Origin of the sequence: Hominisplanchenecus faecis, from assembly GCF_020687205.1 — a bacterium.
Classification (GTDB): Bacteria; Bacillota; Clostridia; order Lachnospirales; family Lachnospiraceae; genus Hominisplanchenecus; species Hominisplanchenecus faecis.
Map to the genome: position 1 here is coordinate 1 of NZ_JAJEQE010000019.1, position 20,531 is coordinate 20,531.

At 44.1% G+C, this 20,531-nt stretch carries 16 protein-coding genes; 11 read left to right on the top strand and 5 right to left on the bottom strand.

Annotated elements, in window-relative coordinates:
* Positions 1-83: 83 nt before the first annotated feature.
* The 3 genes from LKD42_RS07090 to LKD42_RS07100 form a co-directional block, all read right to left on the bottom strand.
* Positions 84-668 carry an HD domain-containing protein gene (locus tag LKD42_RS07090; RefSeq protein ID WP_248835253.1) on the bottom strand — a complete coding sequence of 195 codons (585 nt, stop codon included), beginning with the start codon at positions 666-668 and terminating at the stop codon, positions 84-86.
* An 85-nt stretch (positions 669-753) separates the two neighbouring features.
* Positions 754-1,926: a sensor histidine kinase gene (locus tag LKD42_RS07095; RefSeq protein ID WP_248835254.1), complete on the bottom strand. Its 1,173-nt coding sequence runs from the start codon at positions 1,924-1,926 to the stop codon at positions 754-756.
* A complete protein-coding gene (locus LKD42_RS07100) occupies positions 1,923-2,660 on the bottom strand; it encodes a response regulator transcription factor (RefSeq protein ID WP_147632935.1) in 738 nt (245 codons plus the stop codon). The genes LKD42_RS07095 and LKD42_RS07100 overlap by 4 nt, the downstream gene beginning before the upstream one ends.
* Before the next feature lie 45 nt (positions 2,661-2,705).
* On the opposite strand from LKD42_RS07100, the gene LKD42_RS07105 reads away from it, so the two are divergent.
* The 9 genes from LKD42_RS07105 (at position 2,706) to LKD42_RS07145 (ending at position 16,170) form a co-directional block, all read left to right on the top strand.
* Positions 2,706-2,846 carry a CD1871A family CXXC motif-containing protein gene (locus LKD42_RS07105; protein ID WP_147632936.1) on the top strand — a complete coding sequence of 47 codons (141 nt, stop codon included), beginning with the start codon at positions 2,706-2,708 and terminating at the stop codon, positions 2,844-2,846.
* The gene (locus LKD42_RS07110; protein ID WP_248835255.1) at positions 2,839-3,762 is read left to right on the top strand and encodes a 4Fe-4S binding protein; all 924 of its coding nucleotides are present in this window, start codon (positions 2,839-2,841) and stop codon (positions 3,760-3,762) included. The genes LKD42_RS07105 and LKD42_RS07110 overlap by 8 nt, the downstream gene beginning before the upstream one ends.
* Positions 3,759-4,679: a TlpA family protein disulfide reductase gene (locus LKD42_RS07115; RefSeq protein WP_248835256.1), complete on the top strand. Its 921-nt coding sequence runs from the start codon at positions 3,759-3,761 to the stop codon at positions 4,677-4,679. The genes LKD42_RS07110 and LKD42_RS07115 overlap by 4 nt, the downstream gene beginning before the upstream one ends.
* A 346-nt stretch (positions 4,680-5,025) precedes the next feature.
* Positions 5,026-9,714, top strand: coding sequence for a glycoside hydrolase family 3 C-terminal domain-containing protein (locus tag LKD42_RS07120; RefSeq protein WP_248835257.1), 4,689 nt, complete (start codon positions 5,026-5,028; stop codon positions 9,712-9,714).
* A gap of 201 nt (positions 9,715-9,915) precedes the next feature.
* Positions 9,916-12,735 (top strand): CotH kinase family protein, encoded by a 2,820-nt coding sequence (locus LKD42_RS07125; protein ID WP_248835258.1) that lies wholly within the window; start codon positions 9,916-9,918, stop codon positions 12,733-12,735.
* Between the two features lie 134 nt (positions 12,736-12,869).
* On the top strand, positions 12,870-13,112 hold the full coding sequence (locus LKD42_RS07130; protein ID WP_215660574.1) for a hypothetical protein: 243 nt from the start codon (positions 12,870-12,872) through the stop codon (positions 13,110-13,112).
* Positions 13,113-13,128: 16 nt separating this feature from the next.
* Positions 13,129-14,106, top strand: coding sequence for a Gfo/Idh/MocA family protein (locus LKD42_RS07135; RefSeq protein ID WP_248835259.1), 978 nt, complete (start codon positions 13,129-13,131; stop codon positions 14,104-14,106).
* Between the two features lie 189 nt (positions 14,107-14,295).
* Positions 14,296-14,772, top strand: coding sequence for a DUF2284 domain-containing protein (locus LKD42_RS07140; protein WP_147632942.1), 477 nt, complete (start codon positions 14,296-14,298; stop codon positions 14,770-14,772).
* 117 nt (positions 14,773-14,889) lie between these two features.
* The gene (locus LKD42_RS07145; protein WP_022118516.1) at positions 14,890-16,170 is read left to right on the top strand and encodes an O-acetylhomoserine aminocarboxypropyltransferase/cysteine synthase family protein; all 1,281 of its coding nucleotides are present in this window, start codon (positions 14,890-14,892) and stop codon (positions 16,168-16,170) included.
* 145 nt (positions 16,171-16,315) lie between these two features.
* Here LKD42_RS07145 and LKD42_RS07150 read toward each other — a convergent pair whose 3' ends face one another.
* Together LKD42_RS07150 and LKD42_RS07155 are read right to left on the bottom strand one after the other, a co-directional pair.
* Entirely contained in the window at positions 16,316-17,179 is an 864-nt protein-coding gene (locus LKD42_RS07150; protein WP_248835260.1) for a class I SAM-dependent methyltransferase, read from the bottom strand.
* Between the two features lie 42 nt (positions 17,180-17,221).
* Complete coding sequence (locus LKD42_RS07155) at positions 17,222-18,025, bottom strand: GNAT family N-acetyltransferase (RefSeq protein WP_243867678.1); 804 nt, start codon at positions 18,023-18,025, stop codon at positions 17,222-17,224.
* Between the two features lie 300 nt (positions 18,026-18,325).
* On the opposite strand from LKD42_RS07155, the gene proC reads away from it, so the two are divergent.
* Both proC and LKD42_RS07165 read left to right on the top strand, forming a co-directional pair.
* Positions 18,326-19,120 carry a pyrroline-5-carboxylate reductase gene (gene proC / locus LKD42_RS07160; RefSeq protein ID WP_173897702.1) on the top strand — a complete coding sequence of 265 codons (795 nt, stop codon included), beginning with the start codon at positions 18,326-18,328 and terminating at the stop codon, positions 19,118-19,120.
* Positions 19,121-19,132: 12 nt separating this feature from the next.
* Positions 19,133-20,527, top strand: a complete 1,395-nt coding sequence (locus tag LKD42_RS07165; protein ID WP_173867031.1) for an aminopeptidase — start codon at positions 19,133-19,135, stop codon at positions 20,525-20,527.
* Positions 20,528-20,531: the final 4 nt, after the last annotated feature.

Consider the following 20,531-nt stretch of genomic DNA (forward strand, 5'->3'; position numbering starts at 1 on the left):
CAATACTATTCTTTTGCAAACACTATTTTAAAATGTGCGGCATTTCAGTTCTTTACACCTGCCGGGAAACCAACGGTCAATTTTTATTTGAGATTCCCAAGCCGGATATGTTTCTGCAAAATTTCATCGATCACTTCAAAAAGTTTCAGGGATCCGTCTTTTGTTTTGTTTTGTCTTGCATAAACCTGTTTGGCACTGACACCGTGTTCTCTCCAGTCGCCACCGCCATTGCTGTTATTGAGCATCAGAGGCTGCAGATTGTCCATCGCATGTGCAAATCTTGATTCCGGCGTTTCATTTGCCTCAAATTCATCAAACAGTGCGGAAAGCTCTTTTTTCTGATCATCAGGAAGAAGAGAAAAGATCCGTTCTTTTGCGGCTTCCTCCCGGGCTTTCTGTGTTTTGAGTCCTTCGGCATCATACGCATACGTGTCTCCTGCATCAATTTCCACAATATCGTGGATCAGGCACATGATCATTACCCGTTCAATATTTACCCTTTCATTTGCATATTCCCGTAGCAGATATGCCATGATCGCCATATGCCATGCATGTTCCGCATCGTTTTCATTGCGTCCGTGACCGGACAGATGTGTCTGTCGGAAAATATTTTTTTCCTTATCAATTTCCAGTACAAAATCCAGTTGTTTCTGCAATCTTTCGTCCATGTTTTATCTCCTCAGATATATGAAATATTTTTGGCGTATTCATACCATTTTTGACTTTTGTTCCATGCTGCCTGTTCTATTTTTCTTACAAACCCATCGTTATTTCAAATGTCGTTCCGCCCTGTTCATTTCCATGAACTTCGATCGTTCCGTCATGCACCCGGACAATCTCACGTACCAGTGCAAGCCCGAGACCTACACCGCCAAGTTCCCGGCTTCTTGATTTGTCTATCCGGAAGAACGGTTCAAAGATCTGTTCCCGGAACGATTCCTCAATTCCGTTTCCCGTATCTGCGACAGTAAGAACAACGGTATTCTTCATGCGGACTGCTGATACGGTAACGTTTCCATTGGTGTGATTATATTTGATCGCATTCTCCACAAGATTATAAAGCATCCGGTAGATCAGGATATCACTTCCTGTCAGGATCAGATCAGCAGTTTTGTTTTCAGCTTTTTCATCCATCAGGTTCTGGGTTTTTTGGATCAGTTCAACGTTTTTTTCCTGTGCCAGAGGTTCCAGATCAGTCAGCACTTCCTCAATCAGACTGTGAAGTTCGATCTTGTCATTACGTGCCACGCTCTGCAGCTCGCTCATGTCAAGAAGTGTCCGGACCAGCCTGGTAAGACGCTCGTTCTGTTCTGTTACCATCTGGATCGTCTCTTGTGCTGCAGCGTCACACTCAGGATGGCTTGTTGTGTGATAGAGATCTAGCTGTGCCTGGATTAATGCCAGAGGAGTCCGCAGCTCATGTGCTGCATTTCCGGTGAACTGACGCTGCGTCTCGAATGATTCCGAAAGTCGCAGAAGCATTTTATTATAAGAACTGCGGAGTCTGTCCAGTTCTGTAATCTTATTTTCTCCGATCGTACAATCCGTCAGATTCTGTGCCTGAACTTTTTCTACGGTTTCTGAGAATTCTCTGAGCGGCTTCAGTGCCCGGCCGCTGACAAAATACGTCACGGCTCCGCCAAACAGTGCTACAAGAGCAGTGATAAAAAGGCTTTGATTTCTGTAAGCGGATTTTGAATGATAGACTTTCATGGAAAACTGTGCTGCAAAATCATCCCATTTATCATCCGGAATATCAATGTAGATCGCATCGGGTGTCCCATTCTGATCCGTCACGGTTTCCTGAAGCGTGTTAAAATAATAAACGCCGTTCTTATACAGGAAAAACGTAAGACATCCGCACAATACCGTGATCAGCACCGTAGTAAGGATCGTCAGTCTCCACTGGAGTGATATTTTTCTCATGTTTTGTTATTTCCTCCTATTTTATAACCCTCTCCGATCTTATTTACGACCGGATCGTAACCAAGTTCTGCCTTCAGCTTTTTCCGGAGAGAAGACATATGGACCCGGATCGAACCACTGAAACTGTCCACAGAAGAATCCCAGACATGTTCGATCAGTTCTTCCTGACTGACCGGCCGCCCCTGGTTCAGAAGAAGATATTCCAGGATCCCATTCTCTTTTCTTGTCAGTGCAACAGGGGTCTCTTTTGCATACGCTGTTCGTTCTCTTGTGTTGAAACGAAGAGCACCGCATTCCAGACAGACATTTTTCTGTACAAATTTTCTTCTGGTCAGACTTCTGACACGAGCTTCCAGTTCCAGCAGATGAAATGGTTTTTCCATATAGTCATTTGCTCCGGCATCCAGCCCTTCAACTTTATCTGCGATCTGACTTCTTGCAGAAAGGATCAGTACCTTTGTCTCTTCATTTTCTCTGCGAAGTTCTCTGAGGATATCCATTCCGTCCATTCCCGGAAGGTTAAGGTCAAGTACGATCAGATCGTACATTTCCGCACAGATCATCTCAAGTGCCTCTTCTCCGTCATTGCACGTATCCACTTCATAACCGGCCTGATGCAGGCTTTTTGCAATCATATCACATAATTTTTTTTCATCTTCAACAACTAATAATCTCAATTTTTTCTCTCTTTTCTTAACAGGAATTTTACACCTGTTATTGTATAATGCAATCATCGAAAGGTCAATAAAAGGACTGTAAATAAGGAAAGGAGTGTCTTGATGAAATCAGAAAAAGCAACACAGATTCTTTTGCTTGCAGCAGGTATGCTGTTTTTTCTTGCCGGAATTTTCCGCGGGGAATCTGCAGTTGTACTTAGTAAGGCAATAAAAATATGTATGGAGTGTGTCGGAATTGGATAAAAAAATAAAATCAGCCAAAAACATTCCAGCCCGCTTCCGCGGATGGATCCAGGCAGCTGCAGTGCTGCTTACAAACATTCACATCCCGAATCTGTTTAAAGGAAAAATTTATCAGGGGAAAGCAAAGACAATGTGTGTGCCGGGGCTGAACTGCTACTCTTGTCCGGCCGCCACAGGTGCCTGTCCGATCGGAGCTTTTCAGGCTGTAGTCGGTTCTTCAAAGTTTAAGTTCACCTATTATATCACAGGCTTTTTTATCTTGCTGGGAGTTCTGCTGGGACGGTTTATCTGTGGTTTTCTCTGCCCGTTCGGATGGTTTCAGGATCTGCTGCATAAGATTCCGGGCAAAAAGTTTTCCACTGCAAAGATGAAACCTCTGCGGTATCTGAAATACGTGATCCTGGTTGTCTTTGTTATACTGCTTCCAGCATTTGTAACAAATTCACTTGGCATGGGCGATCCGTTTTTCTGTAAGTACATATGCCCACAGGGCGTCCTTGAAGGTGCACTTCCGCTCGCCCTTGCAAATTCAGGAATCCGTGCTGCACTTGGACACCTTTTTACATTCAAGTTTACGATCCTTGTGCTTTTCATTGTCCTGAGTGTTCTGTTTTACCGTCCCTTCTGTAAATGGATCTGTCCGCTTGGTGCCATCTACTCTCTGTTCAACAGAGTATCCTTTCTTAAAATCCAGGTGGACCACGAAAAATGCATAGGATGCCGGAAATGCATCCGGGCCTGCAAAATGGACGTCAAAGTAACAGAAACACCAAACCATCCGGAGTGTATCCGCTGCGGAGAATGTATGAAAGCCTGTCCGGTGGATGCAGTATGCTATCATTACGGATTTTCAAAGAAAAAACAGGCTGACGATCAATCAGAAAAATCAAATGGAAAAGGAGATTTAAAATCATGAAAAACAAATTCAAAAAAGTAATCGCTGCATCACTTGCAGTATCCGTACTTCTTGCTTTTACAGGCTGTGGCAACAATCAGGCTCCGTCAGCAGACAATAAAAAACAGGAATCTGCTTCCACTTCTACGGCAGATACCGCAGGCATGGATGAACAAAGCAAAAAAAGAGATGACCTTTATCAGCAGGAAAATCAGATTTTTGCTGATCACAAAGATGCCTGGGACAAGGTATTTGGTCTTATGAACAAGAACAGTGCCGGTGAGAGCCTGAGTGAAAACTATGCAGATGTCCTTGCAGGCACCGTTGAATCTAATAAAGATTCTTTCACGGAAGAAGAATATGATACGCTGTGCAAAGACATTGAGACGATCCGCGGCATTGAAGAAGAGCTTGCAGCGATTGAAAAAGAGATTGCAGAAGCGGATTCTGCCAATGGTGGATCCTCAGAATCAGATGAATCTATCAGCTTATTCCAGGATTTCACGGGAAAAGATCTGGATGGAAAGGATGTCGATGAAAGCGTTTTCAAGAATAACAAGGTCACCGTTGTAAACTTCTGGTTCAGTGGTTGTAAGCCATGCGTTGAAGAACTTTCCAAACTGAATGAATTAAATGAAACACTTAAGACAATGGGCGGAGAAGTTGTCGGCATCAATACAGACACGTTAGATAACAATGAGGACGGAATCAAAGAAGCACAGGAAATTTTAAAAGCACAGGGTGCTTCCTACAAAAACCTGACGGTTGCTTCAGATTCAGCAATTGGAAAATATGCCAGCAGCATTATGGCATTTCCTACAACAGTTCTTGTAGATAAAGACGGAAATATCGTAGGCGAGCCTCTGATGGGAGGAATCGATGATCAGGCAAATTACGATCAGCTGATGGAACAGATTCAGGCTGTCATCAATCAGTAAACGTCAATGGGGGGGAGACCCCCCTTTTTTTTTGCTTCCGCATATGTTTTAGAATCTGAAAATTATCATATATACTATAAAAATATATAATATAAAAAATATTTTGTGCAAATATATAAGAATTTAAAACAAAAAATAAAAAAACAATATTAAATCGTATAAAATTACATAGAAAAAACAAAATAAGAATGGTAAAATGTATAATCATTGAGAAAGAAAATCGGACAGAAAGGCACTGTCGAGTACAAAAGTGAGAAGGAGGGCAGAGAAAAGAATTGCCTATGGAAAGCATGAATCTGATTGAGTCCAGAAGGAGCGAAATTCTGGCAGAAGGGAGAGAAATCATATGAAGATGAGATTCAGAAAGATTATGGCAGCCATTCTTTCGACAGCAATGGTTGCTGCAGCGATACCGGCAGCCGGTATTCTGAATGTACAGGCGAAATCGCCGCAGGAGCATATTGATCTGTCCAGACAGGTGGCAGGTGAAGGTATGGTTCTGATGGAAAATGATGGTGCACTGCCACTGGCACAGGGCGAAAAAGTTGCCATGTTTGGGCGTGCGATGATTGATTATGTACGAGGCGGCGGAGGAAGCGGTGCAACGAACGTGGATTATACGCACAACATTCTCCAGGGGATGCAGATCAAGGAAGAAGAAGGAAAGGTCACCCTCTATCAGCCGCTGGTAGATTTTTATACGAAACAGGTCAGTGAAAAAGGCATTAAAAACGATGCAAATATTACGGTTACCGATGATATGTTAAATGCTGCGGCAGAAAATGCAGACACCGCAATTGTGACGATCGGACGTTATTCTTCGGAGGGAAGCGACCGCAGTGCATCAAAAGGTGACTACTATCTGTCAGATGCAGAGACAGAGCTTCTGACACGAGTGGCAGCGAAATTTAAAAAGACCGTTGTTGTATTGAATGTCGGTGCCGTTCTGGATACGGAATGGATCAAAGACATTCCGGGTATCGATTCTGTGCTGATGGCATGGCAGGCAGGTATGGAAGGCGGACTTGCCACAGCCGATGTCCTGGTGGGAGACGTGAACCCATCCGGTAAATTCGTGGACACCTTTGCGAAAGATTATAAGGATTATCCAAGTTCCGATACATTTTATGAATCAAATTCTTATGTAAATTATGAAGAAGATGTGTTTGTCGGATATCGTTTTTTTGAAACTTTTGATCCAGGGTATACGAAAGTGAATTACGATTTTGGATATGGATTATCCTACACAACTTTTAAAACAGACAATGTAAACGTCAAAGTAGACGGAGAAAATATGGTTACGACAGCGACTGTTACGAATACCGGAAAGGTAGCCGGCAAACAGGTCGTGCAGGTTTATTTCTCAGCCCCGCAGGGAGAGCTGGGCAAACCTGGAAAAGAGCTGGCAGCGTTTGCAAAGACAAAACTGCTGCAGCCGGGCGAATCGCAGGAGCTGACAATGACGTATGCGATCAGTGATATGTCAAGTTACGATGACACCGGAAAAGTTCAGAAATCCGCATACATTATGGAAGCCGGAGATTACAAGATCTACGTCGGCAATTCTATCAAAGATGCCGGAGAACATGGCGTACGTTATACCTATAAAGTAGAAGATACGGAAGTTACCGAGCAGCTTTCACAGCAGTGTGCACCGGTTCAGTTAAAGAAGAGACTTCTGGCAAACAACACATACGAAGATCTCAAGACGAATTCAGATGAAATGAATCCGCATTACACGGTTCCGGCAGAAGGAACGACAAAAGTAGAAGCAGAGAACTTCCTGAATTCTTCCGGAAACCTGAGTGTGGAAACATTTTATGATGATAATCTGCAGATGAAAAAGTGTCTGGCATTTTTAAATGAAGCAGGCAGATACATGGAATATGAGCTGACTGCAGAAGAGGCCGGCAAATATGAAGTGATCATGTGTATGGCAAATGGCTATGCAGAGATCCAAAACTGTTTTACCGTTGCAGTAAACGGTCAGCAGCAGCCGGGTATTTCATTTAATGCACAGCAGACCGGTGATGGAAGTGGTGCTTCCGAGTGGTATAATTTTGAAGAATGTGAACCATTTTACATCAATCTTGACAAGGGCGTGAACCTGGTTCGTTTCATGGCAAATAAAAATAATCCAAACTATGATTATATACTGTTCAGACGTGTTGGCGATCAGGAGGAACTGTACAATAAAGTCATCAAAGCAGAAGGTACGAACAAGATCGAGGCAGAAAAATACGATGCAGCCGGTACGACAGGCAACAACGCAGTACGCACCGAAAACTTTACAAAAGATGATTACACAGGGACTTGCCTGGCTTATATGAATTATGTTGGAAACTATGTGAGCTACTATCTGAATGTTGAAGAAGCCGGAGATTATAATGTGATATTAAATGTGGCAAATGGCCGTGCGGCATTTGATTTTGATCCGGGCATGGAAGTAGACGGAACGAAATTCCCGGCAACGATCAATGCAAAACAGACAGGTGACGGAAGCGGCAAGAGCGAATGGTACAATTTCGAAAATCTGGAACCGGTTACCGTAACCCTTCCGAAAGGACACAGCATTCTCACACTGAGGGCATCCGAAAAGGATAAATACCCGAATATCGATTATATTCTTGTAGAAAAGAAACAGACAGCAACACAGAGCCTGAAGAGTGCGGCAGCAAAAAAAGCCCGTACAGCCGAAGATACACCAGCTTCTGAACCGGCAGACAGCGGCAAGATCATGCTGGTGGATGTTTATAATAATCCGGAACTTATGGATAATTTCCTGGCACAGTTAAGTGATGACCAGCTCTGCACACTGATGGGTGGTCAGACAAATACCGGTGTTGCAAATACCGGCGGTATGGGAAATCTGATGGAATACGGTATTCCAAATGCGATGACAGCAGACGGTCCGCAGGGTATCCGTATCGGTACAACCTGTACTGCATGGCCGATCTCCACACTTCTTGCAAGTACCTGGGATGTAGATCTGGTGAAGCAGGTAGGAAAAGCGGCAGCAGTGGAAGCACACGACAATGGTATTGATATCTGGCTTGCACCTGGTATGAACATCCACAGAGATCCGCTTTGCGGACGTAACTTTGAGTACTATTCCGAAGATCCTCTGATTACCGGAAAAATGGCTGCTGCAATCACAGAAGGCTGCCAGTCGGAAGGCGTTTCCATTACACTGAAGCATTTTACAACAAACAACAAAGAGACAAACCGAAACAGCAGCGATTCCAGAGTCAGTGAACGTGCATTGCGTGAAATCTACCTGAAAGGTTTTGAAATTGCAGTCAAAGAAGCACAGCCTTGGAGCATTATGACTTCTTATAACTTCTTAAACGGAATCGAAACATCTGAAAATAAAGATCTCCTGACAAACATCACCCGCGGTGAATGGGGATATGAAGGAATCTTTATGACAGACTGGGGCAACAACTCCAATCATGCAAGAGAAGTCCTGGCAGGAAACGATGTCAAAATGCCAAGCGGTTCTCCGGCAACTTTAAAAGCGGCCCTGAAGAAAGGCATCCTGAAACGTTCTGATCTGGAAGCCTGTGCAGAACGTCTTGTGAAGATGATCATGAAAGTGAACATCTTTAAAGAAAAGATCCTCAATCCGGTGACAGTAGACATCGGTGATGACACATACTTTAAAGCAGCAGAAAATATTCTCTGGTCACAGACAGCAAGAGCAGAGAATACATCTGATGAAGACGGCGGAAAAAACCTCGGTTACTGTGATGCAGGAGCATGGACACAGTATCAGATCAACGTTGCCAAGAGCGGAACTTACAGCCTGTCTGCACGTTCTGCATCCAATGCAGGCGGCGGAGCATTTGATATTCTGGCAGACGGCACAAAGATTGCAAGTTTCAAGGCAGTCAAGACCGGCGGATGGCAGAAATGGACCACACTGGAAGCACAGCAGATCAAACTGGAAGCAGGAGTTCATACACTCCGTATCGAGTTCACAGAGAGCGGTTCCAACCTGAACTGGCTGCATTTTGTAAGACAGTCTGAATACATTGAAAATCTGGAAAAACTGTACAAGGCATGGGCAAGTCAGGATCTTTCTGAATACACAGCAGAAAGTGCAGAAACCATGAGAACAGCCCTTGCAGCAGCAAAAGCAGTTCTGGATAAAGAAAATGCAACGGATTCTGAGATCCAGGCAGCCATCATTCAGATGACACAGGCGATCAATGCTATGGAATACGGCACAAACAAGGTACATCTGGAAGCAATCATTGAAGTAGCAGAAAAGACTCTGGCAAATCCGGGAGATTATGCAGATGTTTCCGCACTGGAAGCAGCAGTAAAAGCCGGAAAAGAAATTCTGGCAAAAGCAGATGCAACTCAGGAAGAAGCAGATGCAGCAGCAAATGCGATCGCAGACAGCATGCAGGCACTGATGGAAAGAGCAGATATCCGTTCCTTAAGAGAACTGACAGATGCAGCAAACGAGCTTCTGAAAAAGAACAGCGGCAAGTATACCGATGACACTGCAAAAGCATTGCAGGATGCAGTTGCCCATGCAGAAGAAATCCTGGGTAAAGACGGAAAATCCGATGCAGAGATCAATGAAGCTTACAATCAGATCATGGATGCTATTGTCGGACTTAAGATGAAAGGCAACAAGGCAGCTCTGGAAGCAATGATCAAAAAAGCAGAAAGCATTCTGGCGGAAAACAGCAGATATGTAGCGGCTACGATCGAAGGCCTGGATGAAGAGCTTGCAGCAGCAAAAGCAGTTTATGACAACGGTCAGGCACTGCAGAGTGAAGTCAATGAAGCTGTTAAGAGTCTCACTTTCAAGATTGCAGAAGCAAGACTTCTGGGTGATGTAGACGGTGACGGTCAGATCACAACAAACGACACCGTGGAAATCCTGCGTGCGGCAGCTGAGATTGCCACACTTTCTGCAGAAGATGCAGCAAGTGCAGATGTAAACGGTGATGGTGTGGCAGATACCGCTGATGCAGTGCTGGTTCTTCAGTACGCATCCGAAGCAGTCAGTGGATTCTGATTTTTTTGAAGCAATGAGCGATTCTGAAAAAATTTTTCAGTCAGGAATCTGTGGCAGAACACAGAATATTTACAGCAAATAAAAAAGCAGCGGGAGTCTGATAAACTCCCGCTGCTTTTGTTTGACTGCCAAAAAATCAGAGCGTATAATGAAAAAGTAACCAGGTCGATGAATACAATATTCTAAAGGAGAAGAACAATTATGAAAAGTGCAGCAAAAACCCCGGGCAAGTTGCTTGCAGGTTTGTGTCTGATACTGTTTTTCTGTCTGATGCCGGTCCGGTCTTATGCAGCAGAGCAGCAGCTTTCTGAGATCACAAAACTGTATGTAACGGGAATTTATGGCAGCGAAACACTGCCGCAGCAGAAAGTCAACTGGCAGTATGCAGATAAGGGGTATTATCTGTGTATGCCTTCCGGAGCAGATTTAAGCAATGTACAGCTTCATTTCACAGAAAACAGTGACGGAAATGAAAATGCCGACAGTTATGTTATGATCGGCGGACAAAAAATAAACTGCGGAGATTCTACAGATCTCTCAGGAACAAGCAAATTGCAGATTTCACTCGCCGGAGGCAAAAGTGTTAGCGTAAATATTGTAAAATCGGCAGAGATTCCGGCAATGTTTATCCAGACAGCATCCGGTACGCTCGATAAGGTTCATGCAAGCAAAGACAATAAAGAAAAAGGTACAATGGCACTTGTCAAAGCAGACCGCAGCGTAGATTTTGACGGAAACTTAAAGCAGATCAAAGGCCGTGGAAATTCCACCTGGGGATTTGCGAAAAAACCATATAATATCAAACTGGAAAATTCGTCAGATCTGCTTGGAATGGGCAAGGGAAAAGGCTGGTGCCTGCTTGCTAATTATGCGGATCGTTCTCTTCTTCGAAATCGGATCGTGTACAATCTGGCAGAAGAGACCGGGATTCCATTCACCATGGACAGCCGAAACATCGATCTTTATATCAATGGCGATTACATGGGATCTTATCTTATCACAGAAAAAATCGAAATCGGAAAAACGAGAGTCAACATTACGGATCTGGAAGATGCCACAAGTAAGGCAAATGATAATGCAGATCTGGAAACATATGAGCAGAAAGGAACAAATGATTATAAAGCAGGCACACAGAAATGGGTAGATATTCCAAACGATCCGGAAGATATCACGGGCGGATATCTGCTTGAACTTGAGCTTGGAGAGCGTTACAAAGATGAAACAAGTGGTTTTGTGACAACAGGCGGGCAGGCAGTCACTATGAAATGCCCGGAATGTGTATCGGAAAATCAGATCAAATACATCAGTGAATTTTATCAGAATATGGAAAATGCTCTTTATTCCAAAGATGGCTATACAACGGACAGCAAAGGGGAGCGTCATGCTCTTTCTGATTATATTGATATCGAATCACTGGCACGTATGTACCTGCTCCAGGAATTTTCCATGAACCTGGATTCCGGTATCACAAGCTTTTATCTCTATAAAGACTCTGATCTGACCGGTGATGGAAAGCTTCATGCCGCACCGGTATGGGATTTTGATGTGGCACTTGGAAATTACACCTCCCGAAATGGCACAGACTTTACTGACCCGACACAGTGGTGGGCAAAAATTTCCAGAATGTACGACAACAGCAGTAAATATAATGTCATGGCACAGGCTGTGCAGCACGAAGAGGTGTGGAATAAAGTAAAAGAATTATGGCAGAGTGAATTCATGCCGGCGATCAAGTACATACTGGGAGAGTCCACCGCCTACACAGCAACAAAGATAAAAACACTGGATGCATACAAAGCAGAAGTAAGTGCATCCGCAGCGATGAACTTTATCCAGTGGCGTGACCTGATGGAGAATCCATGGAATCACAGCAGTGAAAGCTTTGTAAATACCGGTCTTACTTATGATGATAATATTGAATATCTGAGAAATTTTATGACGAAAAGATGCGATTTCCTGAACCGTAACCTGGGCGGGGAAAGTACAGGAACAGATCCGGATACATCGCAGAAAGTAACCGTCATAGAAGATGATACCAGATTTTATGCTGCAAAAAATATTTTAAATTCCTCCGGAGATGTCAGGGCAGAAGATACATCAGATGAAGGCGGAGGAGAGAACCTTGGCTATTGCAATCAGGGCAGTTTAACAGAATATAAAATCAATGTAACGACAGCCGGTACTTATAACGTTACGGCACGTGTTGCTTCGAATGACGGAACAGGAGCATTCAGCATTTATGTCGATAATCAGAAAATTGCAACATACCGTGCAGTCAATACAGGCGGATGGCAGGTTTGGACAACTACAGATGCCCAGGAGATCACACTGGAAGCCGGAGAACATTCATTTGCCATCTACTTTGAAGAAAGCGGCATGAATCTGAACTGGCTGCAGTTCACACGGGAAACGGGTACCGATCCGAAACCAGATCCGAAACCAGACCCGAAACCAGATCCAAATCCGATTCCAACGCCGACTCCAGATCCGACCCCGACTCCAACACCAAGTCCGAAACCGGATTCAAGCAAAGATCAAAATACGGTAACGCTGACAAAGGGCAGTATCTGTCAGGACGCAAAAGGTATCCTGAAATATCGAATCACAAAAATGGCAGCCAAAAACGGCACCGCAGAAGTGATCGGAATTCAGAAAAAATCAGGAAAAGTAACAGTTCCTTCAACAATTACGGTTCAGGGCATTACTTTTAAAGTAACAGCGATCGCAGAGAAAGCTTTTCGAAATGACAAAAATCTGAAAAGTGTTGTCATCGGATCCAATGTGAAAAAAATCGGAAAACAGGCATTTGAAAAATGTAAAAAACTTTCTTCTGTCACATTCAAAGGAAAGAAAGCACCGACTATTGGCAAGGCAGCATTTAAAGGAATCAAGAAAAAAACAAGTGTCCAGGTAACAGGCAGTATGAAAAAAAGTCAGGTGAAAAGATTGCAGAAACGCATGAAAACAGCAGCCCCTTCTGTAAAGATCACCTACAAGAAAAAAATAACCGTTCGTTTTTAGCAGAACACAGTAAAAAGCATGCCATAGCATACAGAAAAACAGTTTCTGAATGTTATGGCTGTTTTTCTTTTGTGAAAAGTATGATAGTATAGTGATGGAACAGGCAGATTTCAGGAGAAAAAGACAATGAAATTATGGACAATCCAGCTCTGACATCTGTTAATCCATTGTTGATCGATCTCAACGATTTTCAGTTCCTTATGCCGCCGATTCAGTATTTTCCGCCGTATACAGAAAAATCGGTAGACCGCATATGTACGGATCTGGAAAAAGGACAGATCCGCCAGTCTGAATTTCCAAGCTATGTAATTCAGGCACATATTCCATATATTGCACCGGGAGATCTGGTAAACGTGTATCCGTTGTTTGAACTGTAGAATAAAGGAGGTATCTATGAAGAACATAAACTGGGCTGTACTTGGTACAGGTGTTATTGCAAATGAAATGGCAGTTGCTCTGAAAAAGAATGGAAAGAACATTTATGCAGTCGGCAATCGAACCCATGAAAAAGCAGTTATTTTTGCTGAAAAATATGGCATCGGCAAAGTCTATGCGGATTACAATGAAATGTTCACCGACCCGGATGTTGATGTGATTTATATTACAACACCGCACAATACGCATCTTAATTTTATGAAAAAGGCTATTGAAAACGGCAAACATATTCTGGTGGAAAAATCAATCACGCTCAACAGCGACGAACTGAATGAAGCATTGGCACTTGCAGAAGAAAAAGGTGTTATCGTCGGGGAGGCAATGACGATTTTCCATATGCCGATCTATAAAAAGCTCAGAAAAATTCTGGAGAGTGGGGCACTTGGAAAAGTGAATCTGATCACGATGAATTTCGGCAGTTTTAAAGAGTACAATATGGGCAACCGCTTTTTTAACCGCAATCTTGCCGGCGGTGCAATGCTTGATATTGGTGTTTATGCACTTTCTTTTATCCGCTGGTTTATGGATTCGAAACCGGATCAGTTATTGTCGCAGGTGAAACAGGCACCGACCAAAGTGGATGAGCAGGCGGGATTATTATTGACGAATGCGGAAGGTCAGATGGCAGCCGTTATGCTTTCTCTTCATTCGAAACAGCCGAAACGTGGCATGGTTTCCTGCGAGAAAGGCTACATAGAGGTGATGGAATATCCAAGAGCCTGGGAGGCAAAAATCACTTATACCGACAGCGGAAAAACAGAGCTGATCAAAGCCGGTGAAAATGCAGACGCACTTGCATACGAGCTGGCAGATATGGAAAAAGCAATAAACGGTGATCCATCCTGTATGCATCTGGATTATACAAAAGATGTTATGGATATGATGACAGAGTTTCGAAAATCCTGGGGATTTACCTATCCGGAGGAAGAAAAATAATTTTCGACTGTGATAACAGAAAAACAGAAATTCCCAAAAGGCTGTACCGTTGTATGAAACAGAGAGTGAATATTTCAGAAGGAAAGAATCCAGAAACGACAGTTAAGAAAAGTGGATTCTGCTGAGAATTTTTGCTGCATGGGAATATAGCAACGATTACAGGATAAATTTGCGAAAGGATGTACAACTATGAATTATACAGAAAGAGCAAAACAGCTCGGTTTTTCAGCTGCAGCTGTTATGGACACGAAAAATCTGGTTTTCAAACCGGAGTACCGCGTTTTCTGCGAGGAGAATCGATGCGGAAATTATGATCGGAATCCTGCTTGTCCACCGGAAAGCGGAAGCGTGGAAGAAATGAAAGAAAAAGCATTATCCTACAACAAAACACTTGTCTTACAGACAACGCAAAGCAATGATATGGATTATAAAAAAGCAAAACTTGTCCACAACAGGCTGACAGAATCTCTGGCAGAAGAGATGAAAAAAGACGGAAAAAGTGATCTTTTGATCATGACTGCCGGTCCGTACAGGCATCATTCCTGTATGTCAGCATATTGTGTGGATGCTCAGGAAATGGCAGATGCAGTAGGGATGATCTGCTGGGGAAAAGATGGAAAAGTTCGCTATTTTTCGCAGGTTCTTTTTCATGATACCGGAAAGTAATATCTGGCAGAAGGAAAACACATAATTTGTGATGTGGCGGTTGTTCTTTTCCTTTACATCGCTGCAAAAAGGGTATAACATATAATTATTATCAGAGAAGAAGGTGAAAGAAAAATTATGGATTATTCAATCAATACAAAATGTGTGCAGGCAGGTTATACTCCAGGGAATGGAGAACCAAGACAGATCCCGATCATTCAGTCAACGACTTATAAATACAATACGAGTGAAGATATGGGAAAACTGTTTGATCTGGAAGCAGAAGGATATTTTTATTCCAGACTGCAGAATCCGACAAATGATTATGTAGCAGCAAAGATCACAGCACTGGAGGGCGGAAAAGCCGGTATGCTGACTTCTTCCGGTCAGGCGGCCAATTTCTTTGCTCTGTTTAATATCTGCGAAGCAGGAAGTCATATCGTAGCTTCTTCATCCATTTATGGAGGAACCTACAATCTGATTTCTGTAACAATGAAAAAGATGGGAGTAGATGTGACGTTTGTTGATCCGGACTGCACGGAGGAAGAGTTAAACGCAGCATTTCAGGAGAACACAAAGGTGGTATTTGGCGAGTCCATTGCCAATCCGGCTCTGACGGTACTTGATATCGAGAAGTTTGCAAAAGCAGCCCATGCACACGGAGTTCCGCTGATCGTGGATAATACGTTCCCGACGCCGGTGAATCTGCGGCCGATTGAATGGGGAGCTGATATTGTGACACATTCTACCACGAAATATATGGATGGACATGGAGCAGCCCTTGGCGGAGCGATCATAGATGGCGGCAATTTTGACTGGATGGCTCATGCGGATAAGTTTCCGGGACTCTGTACACCGGACGAGTCCTATCATGGAATCACTTATGCGGAGAAATTTGGAAAAGAAGGAGCATTTATCACAAAATGTACTTCTCAGTTGATGCGTGATCTTGGATGTGCCCAGTCACCGCAGAGTGCCTTTATTTTAAATCTTGGTCTGGAATCGTTGCATGTGCGTATGCCAAGACATGTGGAAAATGGACAGGCAGTTGCAGAATTTCTGGAAAAGCATGATAAAGTAGAATTTGTTAATTATCCGACACTTCCATCCAATAAATACTATGAAATTGCAAAAAAATATCTGCCAAACGGCGGATGTGGTGTTGTTTCGTTTGAACTGAAAGGCGGAAGAGAAGCAGCAGAGAAATTTATGAAAAACCTGAAGCTGGCAGCAATCGAGACACACGTAGCAGATGCACGTACCTGTTGCCTGAATCCGGCAACATCCACACACCGTCAGATGACAGATGAGCAGCTGATCACAGCCGGTATTCCGGCGGGATTGATCCGTATTTCCTGCGGACTGGAAGATAAAAATGATCTGATCGCAGATATTGCACAGGCACTGGATGCAATTTAGATTAAGAATGAGCTATGTAAAATGTTGCAATAATGCCAGAAATGCAATTATAATCTCCGGCAGAGCACAGAGGTACACAGAAGAATATATTACGCAATATATAGTGTGTACCTCGCAGCAAAAATGCCGGCAATATCCTTGAATATCAGATTTCCCAGCGGCCGGATGCTCCGCAAGGCAGCACCAGTCCATTGCCGGAAACAGGAAGTCCGACTTCCTGGGAATCTACATGTCCGTGAAAAGCGGCAAGTTCGGTTGTCAGCATGTAGGTGAGGACGGCAGGAGCCAGTCCGGTTGTATAGGAATTTACAAGAAAGAAAAGCGGTTTGTCGCTTAAAAGCTTTGCACAGAGCTTGATGAGCGGATGAATCGCTTCTTCTATTTTCCAGATTTCTCCTTTTGGTCCGCGACCGTAAGAAGGCGGGTCCATGATGATGGCGTCGTAATGATTGCCGCGGCGGATTTCACGCTCTACGAATTTTACACAGTCATCGACGATCCAGCGGATCGGTGCATCTCCAAGTCTGGAAGAACGTGCATTTTCTTTTGCCCAGGTAACCATTCCTTTGGAGGCATCTACGTGTGTAACGCTTGCTCCGGCAGCGGCAGCGGCCAGGGTAGCTCCGCCGGTATAGGCAAAGAGGTTCAGAACCTTGATCGGGCGTCCGGCTTTTTTGATCTTTTCAGAGAACCAGTCCCAGTTAGTAGCCTGTTCCGGGAACAGACCGGTATGTTTGAAACTGAAAGGTTTTAACTGAAAGGTCAGCCCCAGTTTCTGATAGTGAATACTCCACTGTTCCGGGAGATCAAAAAATTCCCACTCACCGCCGCCGCGTTTGCTGCGATGATAGTGTGCATTCGGGCGTTTCCAGCCTCTCAGTGTTTTCGGAGTATCCCAGATAACCTGCGGGTCCGGACGAACCAGAGTATAATCTCCCCAGCGTTCCAGTTTTTCTCCTTTGGAAGTGTCAAGCACTTCGTAATCTTTCCAGTTTTCAGCAATCCACATAATAATGTCCTTTCGTGTGTTTGTTTATTTTTTGATTCTTCTTCAGACTTCTTTGGAACGGAACCAGTAAGTATAAAAATCCTCAAATCCCAGTGATGTATACAGATTTTTAGCGGCAGTATTTCCTTTTACAACCTGAAGGTAAGCGTGTGTCGCACCTTTTTTCTGAGCCTCGGTCAGAATCGAACTGCAGATCGCACGTGCGAAATGCTTTCTGCGGCAGCTTGCATCGACATAGATCGCATACAGTCCGATGTGTCCGCGGTCGAGAATACCAAGACCTGAGGCAACCATGCGGCCTTCGATTTCAATACAGGCAACGATCGTCTCTTTCGGGATCGCTTTGAACATCGATGGTACAATGCGGCGAAGCGTCGGTCTGGTCGTGCCGTTCAGACGAAACAGCGACTCAATCCACTCGTCCGTGATCCGGTCGCGGAGCTGGACAGCGATATGTCCCGGATAAAAAACAGAAGAAGGCAGATTTGAATTCCTTCCATAATATTCATATTCTACGGATTCTGCCGGATAAGGATGAAAATTTGTCATCGGCATCGTCATAACCTCGGTGGTATGGCGGATCTCATAACCTTTTTCTTCCAGAAGTTTATCAAAAGACGAATCCAGAAGCGGATTGATCTTGAAATTAGACGGTGTGTGGTAATTGCGGTACTGAGCCTCGCAGTAAGCAATTTTCTCCTCAATCGGAATCAAGGAGTCACCAACCTGTTCCACACTGTTGGTACGGTAAGTATAATTATGAGAAAACCGGATCAGCCAGCCGTCATAAAGCTCAATCTTGTGGGACGGCCAGGCGTTCAGTGAGATTTCCTCGATCAGTTTCATATAAGCAGCGTCTTTTTGCATGAAAATTGCTCCTTTGTAAATTAGGTAACGGGTATCGATAAACCCGGCATTCTTAGTATAGCGACTCAAGATGAGAAAATCAAGCAAGTTCTGCTTTAAGTCGAACACAGGTGAGGCTTGACCATGGTACTTTGATTTGCTAAAGTATATATGTGATGTCAGAAACGGAAAAATCTGTCTCTGGCATGATAGCTGAAAATTACTTTATCTAACAAAGTAACTTGTACAACTTGGCATTATCAGAAACAGAAGTTCTGGATTTACAGGAGGCGAAAAGCGATGAAACTTGGATTTATCGGCTGCGGAAATATGGCGAAAGCCATGCTTGGCGGCATTTTAAAAAATGAGATCTGTGCAAAAGAAGATGTGATCGCGACGGCAAAGAGTGAGGCGAGCAGAGAAAATGCCAGAAATACTTATGGAATTCAGGTAACAGCAGATAATATAGAAGCAGCGAAAAGTGCGGATGTGCTGGTGCTCGCAGTAAAACCGATTTTTTATGAAGAAGTGATCCATGAGATTAAAGATGCAGTGGATGAAAAGAAAATTATCATTTCCATTGCACCGGGAAAAACACTGGCATGGCTGGAAGAGCAGTTTGGCAAAAAAGTAAAGCTGGTAAGATGCATGCCGAATACACCGGCCCTGGTCGGGGAAGGCATGACCGGCGTGTGCTGCAACGAAGAAGTGTCAGACGCAGAGATGCAGGATGTGCTGAAAATCCTTGAGAGCTGTGGAAAAGCAGAAATGCTTCCGGAGCGTCTGATCGATGTGGTTGTTTCCGTCAGCGGAAGTTCACCGGCATATGTATTTATGTTTATTGAAGCGATGGCAGATGCGGCCGTTGCGGATGGTATGCCGCGTGCACAGGCATATCGTTTCGCAGCACAGGCAGTCCTTGGCAGTGCAAAGATGGTGCTGGAGACAGGCAAACATCCCGGTGAACTTAAAGACATGGTATGCTCACCGGGCGGCACAACGATTGAGGCAGTGCGTGTTCTGGAAGAAAAGGGCATGCGAAGTGCTGTGATCGAAGCAATGAAAGCATGCGTCAAAAAAGGACGGGAAATGTAGGAGGTAAAATCAATGAATGAGAAAACAGTCTGGGAATCTTATACGGAAGAAGACAAAAAGAAAGTATATGATTTCTGTGAAGAATACAGAACGTTTCTCTCAAAATGCAAGACAGAGAGAGAATGTGTAAAAGAGATTTTAAAAGAAGCAGAAGCAAAAGGTTACAGGAGTCTGAAAGAAGTTCGCAGATCCGGCGAAAAACTGCAGGCCGGCGATAAAGTTTATGTTTCCATCATGGGAAAAACACTGGCACTGTTCCATATCGGAAAAGAACCTATGGAAAAGGGCATGAATATTTTAGGAGCTCACATTGATTCTCCGAGACTGGACCTGAAGCAGAATCCGCTTTATGAGAGCGATGGTCTGGCGATGCTGGAAACACACTACTACGGCGGAATCAAAAAATATCAGTGGGTTGCGATGCCGCTGGCACTGCACGGTGTTGTGGCAAAAAAAGACGGAACAAGCGTGGAGATTGCACTGGGTGAAGATCCATCCGATCCGGTTATCGGCATTTCCGATCTGCTTCCGCATCTTGGCAAAAAACAGATGGAAAAACGTGGCAATGAAGTGGTAGAAGGCGAAGACCTTAATATCTTAGTCGGCAGTATACCGCTTTCCGGCGAAGAAAAAGAGCCGGTCAAAAGGCAGATCCTTCAGCTGTTAAAAGAGAAATATAATATAGAAGAAACCGATTTTATTTCTGCAGAACTGGAAGCTGTTCCGGCCGGAAATGCAAGAAATTATGGACTGGATGAGAGTATGATCATGGGCTATGGTCAGGATGACAGAGTGTGTGCCTACCCATCTTACCGGGCAATGTTTGAGCTTGACAAACCGCAGTACACCTGCGTATGCCTGCTGGTAGATAAAGAAGAGATCGGCAGCGTCGGTGCGACCGGTATGCACTCCAGATTTTTTGAAAATGCAGTGGCAGAGATTATGGATGCAGCCGGAGATTACAGCGAACTGAAAGTACGCAGAGCACTTCAGAGTTCCAGAATGTTATCTTCCGATGTCAGTGCAGCTTACGATCCGAATTATCCGGCCGTCATGGAAAAGAAAAACAGTGCCTTTTTCGGCAAAGGACTGACCTTCAATAAATTTACCGGTTCCAGAGGAAAATCCGGTTCCAACGATGCAAATGCAGAATACATCGCAAGAATCCGCAAGATCCTTGATGAAAATGAGGCGGCTTTCCAGACAGCCGAGCTTGGAAAAGTTGATGAGGGCGGAGGCGGAACGATCGCTTATATCCTGGCAAACTACGGAATGGAGGTCATTGACTGCGGCGTGGCAGTGCAGAACATGCACGCACCGTTCGAAGTGACAAGCAAAGCAGATATCTATGAAGCATTTAAAGGCTATCTGGCATTTCTGGAAGAAATGGGCGAGCGGGAATTTTAAACCG

Excerpts from the sequence above, each read along its gene's own strand:
- LKD42_RS07090 (WP_248835253.1), bottom strand. The coding sequence starts at position 668 with ATGGACGAAAGATTGCAGAAACAACTGGATTTTGTACTGGAAATTGAT.
- LKD42_RS07095 (WP_248835254.1), bottom strand. The coding sequence starts at position 1,926 with ATGAGAAAAATATCACTCCAGTGGAGACTGACGATCCTTACTACGGTG.
- LKD42_RS07100 (WP_147632935.1), bottom strand. The coding sequence starts at position 2,660 with ATGATTGCATTATACAATAACAGGTGTAAAATTCCTGTTAAGAAAAGA.
- LKD42_RS07105 (WP_147632936.1), top strand. The coding sequence starts at position 2,706 with ATGAAATCAGAAAAAGCAACACAGATTCTTTTGCTTGCAGCAGGTATG.
- LKD42_RS07115 (WP_248835256.1), top strand. The coding sequence starts at position 3,759 with ATGAAAAACAAATTCAAAAAAGTAATCGCTGCATCACTTGCAGTATCC.
- LKD42_RS07120 (WP_248835257.1), top strand. The coding sequence starts at position 5,026 with ATGAAGATGAGATTCAGAAAGATTATGGCAGCCATTCTTTCGACAGCA.
- LKD42_RS07125 (WP_248835258.1), top strand. The coding sequence starts at position 9,916 with ATGAAAAGTGCAGCAAAAACCCCGGGCAAGTTGCTTGCAGGTTTGTGT.
- LKD42_RS07130 (WP_215660574.1), top strand. The coding sequence starts at position 12,870 with ATGGACAATCCAGCTCTGACATCTGTTAATCCATTGTTGATCGATCTC.
- LKD42_RS07135 (WP_248835259.1), top strand. The coding sequence starts at position 13,129 with ATGAAGAACATAAACTGGGCTGTACTTGGTACAGGTGTTATTGCAAAT.
- LKD42_RS07140 (WP_147632942.1), top strand. The coding sequence starts at position 14,296 with ATGAATTATACAGAAAGAGCAAAACAGCTCGGTTTTTCAGCTGCAGCT.
- LKD42_RS07145 (WP_022118516.1), top strand. The coding sequence starts at position 14,890 with ATGGATTATTCAATCAATACAAAATGTGTGCAGGCAGGTTATACTCCA.
- LKD42_RS07150 (WP_248835260.1), bottom strand. The coding sequence starts at position 17,179 with ATGTGGATTGCTGAAAACTGGAAAGATTACGAAGTGCTTGACACTTCC.
- LKD42_RS07155 (WP_243867678.1), bottom strand. The coding sequence starts at position 18,025 with ATGAAACTGATCGAGGAAATCTCACTGAACGCCTGGCCGTCCCACAAG.
- proC (WP_173897702.1), top strand. The coding sequence starts at position 18,326 with ATGAAACTTGGATTTATCGGCTGCGGAAATATGGCGAAAGCCATGCTT.
- LKD42_RS07165 (WP_173867031.1), top strand. The coding sequence starts at position 19,133 with ATGAATGAGAAAACAGTCTGGGAATCTTATACGGAAGAAGACAAAAAG.